Source organism: Paenibacillus sp. FSL E2-0190 (genome assembly GCF_037992965.1).
Classification (GTDB): domain Bacteria; phylum Bacillota; class Bacilli; order Paenibacillales; family Paenibacillaceae; genus Paenibacillus_AQ; species Paenibacillus_AQ odorifer.
This window is the reverse complement of record NZ_CP150306.1, coordinates 1,356,046-1,369,585: the sequence shown is the minus strand read 5'-3', so window position 1 is coordinate 1,369,585 and position 13,540 is coordinate 1,356,046. Positions and strand designations below refer to the sequence as shown.

The following is a 13,540-nucleotide window of genomic DNA, read 5'->3' as shown; positions in this document are numbered from 1 at the left end:
CCCTCCCACCTCCGGATAACCGGTCGGTATACTAACCAAAATCCTCATTAATTATTCCTATTTATATACTTGGTTTTATATTATTACTACTTTACCAAATCCTTCTCACCGCCGTCAATTACTTTCAAGTGAATTTGGGTTAAAATATATGTATCAAAGGTACACTAAAAAATGGCACCTCACAGGAAGGGGATTGATTATGTTGCATACTCTGGAGATCACTACTACAAAGCGGGATGAATTACGTGATATTACTCGGGAAGTCATTTCTTATGTGAAAAAAAGTGGAGTTCAAGACGGATTGATTGTAGTTTATTGTCCTCATACCACTGCTGGTATTGCTATTAATGAAAATGCGGATCCTGATGTGAAGCATGATGTTCTGATGCGTTTGGATGAGGTCTACCCTTGGGAGCATCCGAAGTATCGGCATGAGGAAGGCAATACTGCCTCTCATCTTAAATCTATTACTACCGGGCCTTCCCAGACCCTGATCATCCACGAAGGTGAATTAATTCTCGGTCGTTGGCAAGGTATTTATTTCTGTGAGTTCGATGGACCTAGACGCCGTCAATGTTTCTTAAAAATAGTAGAGGGATAATAAACATACAAATGGCCGCTTCCATTATCGCTGCGGAGCGGCCATTTAGACAATAACTAGAGTCTAGTAATACTTTCATCAAGCAGAGAAGCAGTGTTATACCAATGCACAGCTTTAAAGTGAAGATCTATAAAAAAAACAGCATGTTAAAGGCTGCGACATAAAACCTTTATATGAGCTAACGCTGCCTCTTTCACATCGTCAAATGATACTTTATCCTGGATATAATAAGAAATAAATCCGTGTGCAGACAAGAACATTGTTAACGGCACATTCTGCCAGTCCTCAGACACATATCCCTCTTCCTTCATATGACGGCGCACAATACTTGAGAATAAATCAAAACATCGTCCCTGTTCTGCTCTACAATAAGCTAGCAATTCCTCATCGCGAATCATGAACATAATTTCATATTGATAGGGATGATCTATTCCAAATCTAATAAATTCCATAATCAGCTGTTCTACCCTTGTCATTCCTTCTTCAGGCGGTTTATTCATCACTTGACTGAGTAAAGCAGCCACATGATTAAAATCCTCTACAACAATAGCGTAGAACAACTCCGCCTTTTCCTTGAAATGATAATAGAGAGAGCCGTGGCTATATCCCAAATGCTGACCAATACTTCGCATTGAAATTGCTCGATACCCTTTGGTTATAAACAGATGCCTAGCGGCCTCTAAAATCCTTTCCCTCGACAACTCCTGCTCCACTGCTCTCCTTGCCATATACTAATCCCCTTCGCTGTAGTAAATCCGCCGCCCTTCTGTTATCAGGGCTTGCCCTTGGGTTAGATCTGTTATCCATGCCATAAAAGTGTCACCCTCATCATTTCGCGGCAAACATAACAACGTTACTTTGTCGGTGAACAAAGTCTCGCCAGTCTGAATCCCTCTTCCTCGAAGTTCGTTCTCAACCTTGCCCAGCCAAGTGTACTCGATCTCTACGAATACCTCTCGTCTCAGTACACGGGTGATTACTTCTCCTGCTTCAAGCGCAAGCACTGCTCCATCCGTATAAGCTCTAATCAGCCCACCGGCACCCAGCATAATGCCTCCGAAATAACGGGTCACTACGATTGCGACATTTTTAACTCCCTGATTGCGGATTACTTCCAAAATCGGTTTGCCGGCTGTACCACTCGGCTCCCCGTCGTCCGATTGCCTCTGGATTTCGTCTCTCTCCCCAATCACATAAGCAGAACAGTTATGCGTTGCGTTCCAATGTTTCTTCTTGATGTCCTCGATAAACAACAAAGCTTCTTCTTCATTCTCCACTGGCATAACATGACCAATGAAACGGGATTTACGGATCACAACTTCCTTTGAGCCGGAAGAGCGGACCGTTTGATATTGTTCTAACATAATTATTCCAGTCCTTATTTACATATGATGTCTTCATATAATGTCAGGAGCAGTCCCGGTATTGGATTACCTATGGACTGCTCCTGGTGACTTACATTAGTATGAATGTTCTGTGATTAATAGCTATTGTAAAACCTACTGCAATACTATTCAGTAAGTCTTGCTTCCAGCTCTGCTTTTTCTTTTTCGTAACCTGGTTTGCCAAGTAATGCGAACATGTTTTTCTTGTATGCTTCTACGCCTGGTTGGTCAAATGGGTTAACACCGAGCAAGTATCCGCTGATACCGCAGGCTTTTTCAAAGAAGTACACCAAATATCCAAAGGTGTATGGTGTTTGATCAGGAATAGTAACGATAAGGTTAGGTACTTGACCATCTGTATGTGCAAGCATTGTACCTTGGAAAGCTTTCTTATTCACGAAATCCATAGTCTTTCCTGTTAAGAAGTTCAAGCCGTCCAGATCATCCGGATCATTCTCAATCGTAACATGATGAGCTACTTGATCTACTTGGATAACCGTTTCAAAAATGTTGCGGTTACCTTCTTGGATAAATTGACCCATGGAGTGTAGATCTGTGGAGAAATCAACGGAAGAAGGATAAATTCCTTTGAAGTCCTTACCTTCACTTTCGCCAAACAATTGTTTCCACCACTCAGATACAAAGTGTAAGGAAGGCTCATAGTTGACGAGGATTTCAGTTGTTTTACCTTTACGGTATAGAGCGTTACGAACTGCAGCATATTGATAAGCTTGGTTAGTAGCTACATCTGGATTGTTGAACTCATCCGCAGCGGCAGCAGCACCTTGCATCATTTCTTCAATGTTAATGCCAGCTACAGCAATTGGCAGCAAGCCTACAGGTGTCAATACGGAGTAACGTCCGCCAACATCGTCTGGAATGATGAAGGATTCATAACCTTCTTCAGTTGCCAATTTCTTAAGGGCACCTTTTTCCTTGTCTGTAGTAGCGTAAATGCGTTTACGAGCTTCTTCCTTGCCGTATTTCTTCTCCAGAGCAGCGCGGAAAATGCGGAAAGCAATCGCTGGCTCAGTAGTAGTTCCAGATTTGGAGATTACGTTCACGGAGAAGTCTTTACCTTCTACTAGATCAAGCAGATGCGTGATGTATGTAGAGCTAATGTTATTACCAGCGAAATAAACTTCTGGAGTTTTGCGTTTATCTTTAGAAAGGTTATTGTAGAAAGAATGCGATAGCGCCTCAATAGCTGCGCGTGCTCCCAGATAAGAACCTCCGATACCAATTACAATCAGTACCTCGGAATCGCTTTGGATCTTCTTAGCAGCTTGTTGAATGCGAGCAAATTCTTCCTTATCATAAGCTGTCGGCAGATCGATCCATCCAAGGTAGTCAGAGCCTACACCAGTTTTGTTATGCAACTGTTCGTGTGCTAGCTTAACTGGGGCGGCAAGGTTGTCGATTTCTTGTTGGTTAAAAAACGAAAGAGCTTTTGTGTAGTCAAAATTAATCTTCTTAGACATCGGTAATGGTAACCTCCTGTTTTATCTCTTTAAATTTAAAACCGTTTGTTACAACTTTATAATTAGGATACTTTAATTTGCCTTGACTGGCAAGGTCTTAGGGCACATAGAGGGCATTAGAACCAAGTTTTCCAAAGTTCCTTGGAAGCGTTTCCTGTATCAAAAGACATAGGTGTGCTGTGGTGCTGGACTAAGTGCCGTGATAGAATAAAGAAAACGGAAGGTGGCTATATAAATGAAACAAATCGGTTTTATCGGACTCGGAACAATGGGTGCGCCTATGGTCTCCAATTTACTACGTGGCGGCTTTCAGGTTACGGTATACAACCGTACGGCAGCCAAGTGTAAACCTCTTGAAGCAGAAGGTGCCCAGACTGCTCTCACGCCCCGCGAAGCGGCTGAGGGTAAGGATGTTATTATTACCATGATCAGCAATGATGATTCGGTTCGTGAAGTGTTTTATGGTCAAGATGGTATACTTGATGCTGTGAAGCCTGGTGGACTAATTATTGATTCCAGCACAATTTCACCAGGACTAGTTCGTGAGATTGCCGCTGCTGTAGAAGCGCGCGGTGGACATTTCCTAGACGCGCCAGTAACTGGAAGCAAACCGGCAGCGATTGAAGGAACCTTAGTGTTCATGGTCGGCGGTAGTGCTGAGGTCATAGAACAACATCGTGATATCTTTGATACTTTGGGTAAGAAGCTGCTACATATGGGTGAGAACGGCAGCGGCGCTGTGGCCAAGCTGGCTCACAATGCTATGGTTGGTATTCATAATGTTGCCCTAGCCGAAGGATTCGCCATTGCTGTTAAATCAGGCGTACCAGCAGACAAGTTCCTGGAACTGGTACAACTTGGTTCTGCGGGCAGCAAACAAGCTGAGCTTAAAGGCCGTAAAATCATAGAAGATGATTTCAGCAATCAATTCTCCCTCGCTCTAATGCTTAAGGATTTGAAGCTTGCCTCTGCCCATAGCGATTCCACAGGCGTTCCTTCTCCTATGCTGGGCTTGGCTAAAAGCATGTTCCAAGCTGGATTCACCCAAGGTTATGGTGAAGAAGATCTCTCTGCCGTAGTGAAATGTTACGAAGAGTGGATCGGCCAAAAGATGGGTGCAAATGTATCCAATAAATAAATCCAAGAGCTCAAAACCTACTTCATAAGAACATTTACGACCGCCTCGCACATGATATTGCGATGCGGTCTTTTCTTTATGGACAATCCCATTGTCAAACCAATTATACGAACGTTTGTTTGTGTATTTATAATACCAAATTAACAGTTGTAGTGCAAGAAAATATTGGTTGCTATGGAGTTACTCAGAACGTTGTGGTGGTGTTGGTGGGATAGTTACTAAGAAGGTCGCGAAGTACTGGTTTGTCGCAAAAGTTACTGTATTATTGATGAAACGGTGGATTGGTGCTGGTGGAGTTACTGATGAGTTGCTAAATAGTCGCTTAAAAGTTACTGAGGGAGTGCTGAATTGTTGGGTAAGTGCTGGAGAAGTTACTGGATGAGTTGTTAGATAATTTCAGAAAAGTTACTGAAGGAGCGCTGAATTGTTGGATAGATACTGGAGAAATTGTTGGATAGTCACTGGGTGAGCTGCTGTTTAGTTGCTGTTTAGTTACTGGAGGAGTCACTGGGTGAGCTGCTGTTTAGTAGCAAATTGGTACCAAGTTGATTGCTTGATGACTACGGTATATCCCGTATTTTCTGGAACCTCTCCCTCGCTCCAAACCTCAAGCTCCTTTAACTAAGTAACCTCTGCGGTACACAGCTATCTCTATCGGACTCAGCTGACCTTATTCGCAGTATAATCTCACATTTGGCATGCTATCGGACTCCATAGTCACTATTGGCATGAAAAACGCCAATTATGAGGCTATTTCCATGGAATAGTTGCACTGGTGTCCGAAAACTTGCTCAAAAGACTATAAATTTGCTAATAGCGTCATCTGGCTCCTTAGCGGTAGGATTGGTGGTGACCGGGTACTACATTGGTGTTGATCTAGTGTTAACGCCATCTGGGTCCGTACGCAGTGGGTTGGCGCTAACCGTGTGCCAAAGTTGGTGATGACACAGCGCCATCGGACTCAGCTGACCTTATTTGCAGCATAATCTCATATTTCGCATGCTATCGGACTCCATAGTCGCTATTGGCATAAAAAGCGCCAATTATGAGGCTATTTCCATGGAATAGTTGCACTGGTGTCCGAAAACCTGCTCAAAAGACTATAAATTTGCTAATAGCGTCATCTGGGTCCTTAAGCGGTAGGATTGGTGTTGACCGGGTCCTTAGCGGTAGGATTGGTGTTGACCCGGTACTACATTGGTGTTGATCTAGTGTTAACGCCATCTGGGTCCGTACGCAGTGGGTTGGCGCTAACCAGGTGCCCAAGTTGGTGATGACACAGCGCCATCGGACTCAGCTGACCTTATTTGCAGCATAATCTCATATTTCGCATGCTATCGGACTCCATAGTCGCTATTGGCATAAAAAGCGCCAATTATGAGGCTATTTCTATGGAATAGCTGCACTGGTGTCCGAAAACCTGCTCAAAAGGCTATAAATTTGCTAATAGCGTCATCTGGGTCCTTTATGACTCAGTGCTAATTTGGTGATGATCCGATTCAGCCCTAACGTCATTTGAGTCCTTAAGCCTCAAAATAGAATGATGAATACATAATTGAACATCAAGCAATATCACCAACCAACAACACAAAAAGCAGCGATCCTCCAATAACAGGAGAACCGCTGCCATGCTGACTTTTACGATTTTTAAATTGAATCCGGGTCGTCTCACTCATAGAAAAAAGCTACTTATAGGACAGCCCTTAGAAAAGTCTGTTTTCTATAGAACCGGGTAAGAACAGCAATAATCAGTTACTTCAAATACTTCCAACGCAAATTTAGAGTTGCCAGGAACTTTGAACGTTGATGCTCCCTTAATCTCCTGCCATACCTCAGTGCCGGGAAGCAGCACTTTAAGATCGCCGGACAGAATCTCCATAATTTCAGGACCATCTGTACCAAATTCATACACACCCGGCAACATGATGCCCAGTGTCACCTTAGATCCATCTTGCAAAATTACCGTACGGCTGGTTACTTGTCCGCCATAATATACATTGGCTGCTTTTTCGATCGTTGCGTTGTTAAACTGACTCATTACTTGTTCTCCCCCTAATGATTATTCAGTTAATTACAGAAGTGCTTTCACACGGCTAACTACATTCTCTACAGTAAAGCCGTATTCTTTCATAACTCTATCGCCAGGCGCGGAAGCTCCGAAAGTAGTGATGCCTAGGATATCGCCTTGGTCACCAGTGTAACGTTCCCATCCGAAGGTTTGTGCCATTTCGATAGCAAGACGGGCTTTGACTCCTGGAAGAATTACGGAATCACGATATTCTTTGTCTTGTTTTTCGAACAGATCCCAGCTTGGCAAGCTGATTACACGAACATCGATGCCTTCTTCTGCCAAAGCAGCTTGCGCTTTAACTGCCAACTGTACTTCAGAACCAGTTGCGATAAGTTGTGCTTGTGGAGTGCCATTTTTGGAATCAGAGACAACATAACCACCACGTTTGATGTTTTCACGAACGCCATCTACGGTTCCAGCAAGAATTGGCAAGTTTTGACGAGTCAGAACCAAAGCAACCGGATTCTCTTTGTTTTCCATAGCATAAGCCCATGCTGCAGAAGTTTCGTTAGCATCAGCCGGACGAATAACAGTCAGACCTGGGATGATACGCAGGGAAGCCAATTGTTCGATTGGTTCATGCGTAGGACCATCTTCACCAACTGCAATACTGTCATGTGTCAATACATAGGTTACTGGCAATTTCATGATCGAAGCCAAACGAATTGCTGGACGCAGGTAGTCTGTGAATACGAAGAATGTTCCTCCGAATACTTTAAGACCAGTGTGTAGAGCAATACCGTTCATTGCAGCAGCCATACCAAACTCACGTACGCCGAAATAAATGTTGCGGCCATCATAAGATTCTGGTGTGAAAGATGTCAAACCATTCAAATGTGTCATAGTAGAGCTTTCCAAGTCAGCGGAACCACCCACTAGCTGAGGAACGCCAGCAGTCAGACCGTTAAGCGCACTACCGGAAGCGACACGAGTCGATACTGCTTTATCTTCAGTAGTGTAAGTTGGAAGGTTAGCATCCCAGCCTTCTGGAAGATCGCCATTGATTACAGTTTCGAATTGTGCAGCCAGCTCTGGATATGCTTTTTTGTAAGCCGCAAATTTGTCGTCCCAAGCTTTGTTAGCTGCGATTCCGTTTTTCTTCACTTCTGCAAAATGTGCACGAACTTCATCAGGTACATAGAAATCTTCTTCGTATACCCATTTGTAGAAATCTTTGGTCAGCTTAGCTTCTTCTGCTCCAAGTGGGGAGCCGTGAGTACCGCCATGGCCGCCTTTACCTTGTTTGTTAGGGCTACCATAACCAATAACTGTTTTTACTTCGATCAAAGTCGGTTTGCTAGTCTCAGCTTGCGCCTCAGCAATAGCTTTTTCAATAGCCGGAAGGTCATTTCCGTCTTCTACGCGCAGAACTTGCCAACCATAAGCATCAAAACGTTGAGCTACATTTTCGGAGAAAGAAAGATTCAATTTACCATCAAGGGAAATATCATTTGAATCATACAATACAACCAATTTTCCGAGTTTCAAATGACCAGCAAGAGAAGCGGACTCAGAAGAGATCCCTTCCATAAGGTCACCATCACCACAAATAGCATAAGTATAGTGGTCAACTATGTTATGTCCTTCTTTGTTGTAGGTTGCGCCCAATTGAGCTTCGGCCATAGCCATACCAACGGCCATACCAATACCTTGTCCAAGCGGACCTGTAGTTGCATCAACACCAGCTGTGTGACCAACTTCCGGGTGACCAGGAGTCAAGCTACCCCATTGACGGAATTGTTTCAATTCTTCCATAGGAAGATCATAGCCGCTAAGGTGCAGCAAGCTGTACAGAAGCATGGAACCATGTCCAGCGGACAATACAAAACGATCGCGGTTTACCCATGTTGGATGATCAGGGTTATGATTCATTGTTTTTGCAAACAGTTGGTAGCCCATTGGTGCAGAACCCATTGGCATACCTGGATGGCCGGAATTCGCTTTTTCGATAGCATCAATAGCCAAAGTACGAATTGTTGTGATCGACAGGTTATCTACTGTTGAGTTTTCTTCCTTCTGGATCGCTTGTTCTTGTTCACTCATTTAATAGTTCCTCCTCTGAAATCTCAAGAATGTCATTTTGACTCTTATTGTATCACTAGTGTGGAAGCAATTCCAATTGTTTTTAAAAACTCTTTGTTTGACAGCTTATGTTTTGCAATATCTACGCATTTATATACGCAAAAGTAACTATGTCATGAGACGGGTTTTTACTTAGCCTATGGTCTAGTTTTCTATTGCGACTAAAGTTTGTTTTACAATGCTCGAATATAAAGTAAGATGGAGTTACACAAGTAAAATTTTCATTCATTATCCAATATCTCCAAGTGGAAAGGAATTCTGAACATGACTTCGAAAAAGGATGTTTATATTGTGCTTACCGGTACAGGTACAGCCTTCAGTGGTTTCATTAAGTGGTTTACAAAAGCTGATCTGAACCATGCTTCGATCGCCTTTGATAGTGAACTACGTGAGGTGTACAGCTTCGGAAGAAAAAAAATGCACAATCCATTCGTCGCGGGTCTGATTCAAGAAAATTTCATTCACCCTTTCTATAGCAGCGCAAATTGCTCTATTTATCAGTTACGTGTCAGTGCCACGGAATACGATGCCATGTACAATCATGTCCAAGGGATGATGAAAAATCAGGAACGTTATAAATACCATCTTTTAGGCCTGATCGGCGTACTTCTAAATGTTAAAATAGATCGAGAGAACGCTTATTTCTGCTCTCATTTTGTTGCTTCCTTATTTGAAAATACCGCAGTTCAGCCTGTGAATAAGCCTTCATGCTTTGTTACCCCGGAGGATTTCGCTCTTTCACTCTGTTCCCATAAAATATTCAGCGGCAAGTTATCCTATTATGTGCGTAGAGCTCAAAGAGCCTCTGCACGTTCGACGAATATACCTTTACATACCCCTTCCGTTGCGACAAGAATGATGAGAATGAATGAAGAACGGACTGAAGGAGTTATATAAGTTGTTGCTCGTAAAAAAGGGCTATGCGGGTCGTATTTCCGCGTAGCCCTTTTTAGATGGAAAAAGGATAAAGTCGTAGATGTATCATTACTTCACACGATGGTTCCGAAAATATTCGGACCAATCGCCAGCGATCACAACAGTAACTGTATCTATTTTGGTATTGTACTCATTCTTAGCTGTGAAGGTAAATTTCACTGGACCATCGGGAAGTTTCACAAATGCTGGATCATATAATTCGCCTGTCCACAAGGTTTTGTCACTGTTCGTTGGATTTAGTTGCGTAGAATAACCTCCCGTCATCGTTACCTCAACAGTATCAGGTAGACCGGTTGCTATCCCTTGCAAAATAAATCGCTCACCTGCCCAAAACACATTATAGCCTCTTGGACTCTCCTCATTACCGCTCTTGTTCAAATTGTAGCCTTTACGGTTGTTATTCCATTCCTCTGTGTGCTGGACCCCACCTTTAATACTCAGTAGATTAACCATGAAATATTTACGCGCTGAGATATTACTCCAGTTATAACCATCAAAAGCTTCCACTTCCACGGCATATTTTTCGTTCTCAACCAATATTCCCGCGGGCACTTGCCACTGTTTGGCACTTGAATTTTGTTCGCCAGATTGAACCTTAACCATCCCTGTCGCCAAGTTGATAATTTGTACCTTATACCGCTGTTGTTCATCTCCATCCTCATCTTGATAATCCCACTTGATGATTGGTGTAAGCGTACTTGCGATCATAGGCTTACTTGAGTCAGTACTTGTTGGGTACGTTATCGTTACGGTAGGTTTACGGTTGGCTACGGTGATACTCAGAGATAGCTCTCGATACAGTCCTAGAGAATCCATAACGGTTTGTTTCAAGGTAAAGACGCCATTTGAGGTGAATTTCTTCGTAAATTCAGCTTGAGTACTAGCCAATCCTTCCGTCCCGTTAGATGATTTCAAATCATACTTATGGCTGATTGTATCTCCTTTTGGAAGGTCTGGATCCGTCGCTTTGCTCTTGATATTTAGAAGATCCGTGCGATAAATCGGCTCTTTGGCAGCATCTCTGCCTGTATCCGTGATAAGTGTGAATCCGGGCTGCGGCGGATTGTCGATGATAAACGTTTTTTCGTTAGATATTTCTGACCAGCTTAATTTGGAATAAGCCCGCCCATATACGGTGAAGTATTCAAATCGATTAAATGTATGGTTAGGGAGTTGATACTGCCGCAGCTGTCCTGTGGTGTCAAGGTTTTCAACTGTCTTAACTAAGAGTCCGTCTTTTGAAAAAAATTCTAAACGGTACTTCTCCTGCGGATCACTCTCTGGGTCTGTATAATTCCATTTAATTAATGGATCTCCTTGTATTTCGGCATCTATAACGGATGGATTGGTTACGGTTCCCGCCGGGGTTATCAACGTCATTGAGGGCGCTAGATTTTTAGTAACACTCACCTTCAACGTAGCTATATTAGACTTATCACCGATCTGATCGATAACCCAGTGTTCCAATGTATAGATACCGGACTCAGGAAAATTAACATCAATACTAGGAGTTCGAAACCATTGCGTAAGGCCATCACTATCTGTTACTTTCCAGAAGTATTGCAGACTAGCGACGTCGGAGGGATCTCCATCCTCATCAAAAGATGTATATTGTCGGGTATCATATTGGAATACTGCCGATGGACCATTAATAGCAGCTGTTGGAACATGATTTTTAACAGTAAATACACGTGTTGCATTGGAACTTAAAGCTCCAATACTTGAGGGATTAGGTACATCTGTTGCCTTAAGGCGCATTTCCCATCCTTCTGATATAGCCTGCTGCGGTGAAATTCCGTTTCCAGCAATAAGATCTCGTATCGTCAAAGATTGGTTGCGGTTACTGCCAGCATAATAATAAGGACTATTGTTGAGTTTGGCGTACCATAAATAAGCAAGCGAATCTCCATCTTCATCAGGATCTGGTGTTAGATTATCCATTGTAATTACAGTGTCTCGATATACTTCAGCTGGCATGTTAAATGCTGCTGCGGGTGGGTGATTAATCACCTGAACATTTTGACGATACCAATCTGACCATAATCCTCGGTTGTCATGTACTTGTAAACTAATTTGATAATTACCAATTCCAAAAGCTGCGATATTAGGTGGCGTTGTAGCTCCACCCCAATGCTCCCAAACTTTGTTCCAACCGTCTTTGATAACCGTCCAGTAATACACATCTAATGGATCATTATCCGGATCAAACGATTTGTCTGTTATGGTAGTAGCTTTACGATAGGAAACAATATTAGGATCAACACTAAATAACGCTACCGGAGGTAGATTACCTGCAGTCCCCACCGTCCTTACACACCAGTCGCTCCAGACCCCCAACCCATTTTCGCCATCGACATCACGTACTCTAAGGCGTATGTCATATTGTCCAGAACTAGGCAATTGAGCTGGCGGTTGACCATCTGTCCATATTTCAGAATCAGTTTTTTTATACTGCCATTGCCAAGCTATAAGTCCCTTATTAACAGCCGTGATGTGGTCCAAATCGTAGGAACAATCTGTTAGCAGAAGAGATCCCCACGCCAGTTTGGCAGCAAACAATGCAATTGGCTTCCGATGAACATGATAGGTCATTGAAGATAAATTATCTCGGCTCCATAAACGATAGACATCGAATCTGTCATCGTTTTTAGGATTATCTCGTGCTTGAAAGGTTGCGTTATAGAGTCCGCTATATGGAAAGGAGGTATACCTTTCTGAACGCCATAACCCACTATCCGAAATGATACCCATCGAATTATCGAAGAAATACGGGTTATGATCGTATCTATAGCGTTCTTGATATTTAGAATCTCCTTCATAGTCCTTGTATGTGGTTGATACGTCTATAGGAGTGTTAATCAATATAAAGGATTTATTCCTAAGCCTATAGGATACATTAACGACCAACGATTTCTCATCCTTATAATTATAGGGATCCACAACCTTGATAATGATATTGTGTCGTCCGGGAGGAATTCCGTCTGCCAAAACATCTATTGGGATGGAAAACCATTTATTATTTAGTGCCTGTTGGACATTGACTTGTTTATAGAACACATTAGGAATTTCAGCACTAACGACTAGATCATTATTGTCCACATCTCGAACATATCCTTCGATATTCATACCACTGAATCCTGGCTCATTCAGTAGCTGCTGCTCGCTTGGTGTAGTCACTGTGAGCGTAGGTGCTGAATTTATTACTAGAGGTATGTTAACCCAATCATAATATACGTTGTTATGCCAACCATTCATCCATTCGTTAGGTTGGTGTTGCGCATCACTTGCTCTTAGTGCGACTTTAAGGGCTTTTGGAATGCCATACTTCGCTGGATAGGCATAACTTTCATAAAAAGCGGTTGTATTTCTGTCAAGGTTAAACTGAAGACTATCCGAACTTTTCACAGGTGGCATTTCTTCAATTCTCCATGAGGCATCAGTAGCATAATCAGTATTACCACTTCCATCTGTCCTGTACATATAACTGTAAATATTAAGAAATCTAGTACGCTGCGTATCATAGTACCAATTAATGTCCCCTGATGTTAAAACTACAGGCGCATCAGGTACATAATCGTAGCGTAATATTCTTGTTGTTAGATTAAAAGTAATATTGGTTAGGGTCATAGCAGGCATATTCAAATTCAAAGATCCTATATTCCCCATAGTTGGGTCCCAAGAAGATGTTTTGTTAAACCCTTCAAGACGAACATCCATAAAATTGACGATATTTGGGTCACCTGCTGCCTCTACCTTGACACTCCCCGAATAAAATTCAGGGAATGAAAGAAGTAGTAATACAAGGGCCATAAACGTTGAAATTGTTTTTTTTAATTTCTGCATCTC

10 protein-coding genes are annotated in these 13,540 nt (G+C 42.5%); 4 read left to right on the top strand and 6 right to left on the bottom strand.

All coding sequences use genetic code 11. From position 1 onward, the window contains the following. Positions 1-199: 199 nt before the first annotated feature. Complete coding sequence (locus tag NST25_RS05920) at positions 200-601, top strand: secondary thiamine-phosphate synthase enzyme YjbQ (RefSeq protein WP_076128168.1); 402 nt, start codon at positions 200-202, stop codon at positions 599-601. Positions 602-747: 146 nt separating this feature from the next. On the opposite strand, the gene NST25_RS05915 is transcribed toward NST25_RS05920, so the two are convergent. From NST25_RS05915 to NST25_RS05905, 3 genes are all read right to left on the bottom strand, one after another. Next, positions 748-1,329 (bottom strand): TetR/AcrR family transcriptional regulator, encoded by a 582-nt coding sequence (locus tag NST25_RS05915; RefSeq protein ID WP_036681739.1) that lies wholly within the window; start codon positions 1,327-1,329, stop codon positions 748-750. 3 nt (positions 1,330-1,332) lie between these two features. Next, positions 1,333-1,965: a YigZ family protein gene (locus tag NST25_RS05910; protein ID WP_076099036.1), complete on the bottom strand. Its 633-nt coding sequence runs from the start codon at positions 1,963-1,965 to the stop codon at positions 1,333-1,335. 146 nt (positions 1,966-2,111) lie between these two features. Beyond that, positions 2,112-3,467: a glucose-6-phosphate isomerase gene (locus tag NST25_RS05905; protein ID WP_036681734.1), complete on the bottom strand. Its 1,356-nt coding sequence runs from the start codon at positions 3,465-3,467 to the stop codon at positions 2,112-2,114. Between the two features lie 235 nt (positions 3,468-3,702). Between NST25_RS05905 and NST25_RS05900 the strand changes: the two genes are divergently transcribed. Both NST25_RS05900 and NST25_RS05895 read left to right on the top strand, forming a co-directional pair. Next, positions 3,703-4,605, top strand: a complete 903-nt coding sequence (locus tag NST25_RS05900; RefSeq protein ID WP_340393471.1) for an NAD(P)-dependent oxidoreductase — start codon at positions 3,703-3,705, stop codon at positions 4,603-4,605. Positions 4,606-4,774: 169 nt separating this feature from the next. Beyond that, positions 4,775-4,987 (top strand): hypothetical protein, encoded by a 213-nt coding sequence (locus tag NST25_RS05895; RefSeq protein WP_340393470.1) that lies wholly within the window; start codon positions 4,775-4,777, stop codon positions 4,985-4,987. Positions 4,988-6,325: 1,338 nt separating this feature from the next. On the opposite strand, the gene NST25_RS05890 is transcribed toward NST25_RS05895, so the two are convergent. After that, on the bottom strand, positions 6,326-6,643 hold the full coding sequence (locus NST25_RS05890; protein WP_340393469.1) for a pyrimidine/purine nucleoside phosphorylase: 318 nt from the start codon (positions 6,641-6,643) through the stop codon (positions 6,326-6,328). A gap of 33 nt (positions 6,644-6,676) precedes the next feature. Then, positions 6,677-8,719, bottom strand: coding sequence for a transketolase (gene tkt / locus NST25_RS05885; protein ID WP_076128175.1), 2,043 nt, complete (start codon positions 8,717-8,719; stop codon positions 6,677-6,679). Between the two features lie 303 nt (positions 8,720-9,022). Here tkt and NST25_RS05880 point away from each other — a divergent pair, with 303 nt between their 5' ends. Next, positions 9,023-9,655: a hypothetical protein gene (locus NST25_RS05880; RefSeq protein ID WP_036681725.1), complete on the top strand. Its 633-nt coding sequence runs from the start codon at positions 9,023-9,025 to the stop codon at positions 9,653-9,655. A gap of 87 nt (positions 9,656-9,742) precedes the next feature. On the opposite strand, the gene NST25_RS05875 is transcribed toward NST25_RS05880, so the two are convergent. After that, the gene (locus tag NST25_RS05875) at positions 9,743-13,537 is read right to left on the bottom strand and encodes a hypothetical protein (RefSeq protein ID WP_076304503.1); all 3,795 of its coding nucleotides are present in this window, start codon (positions 13,535-13,537) and stop codon (positions 9,743-9,745) included. Positions 13,538-13,540: the final 3 nt, after the last annotated feature.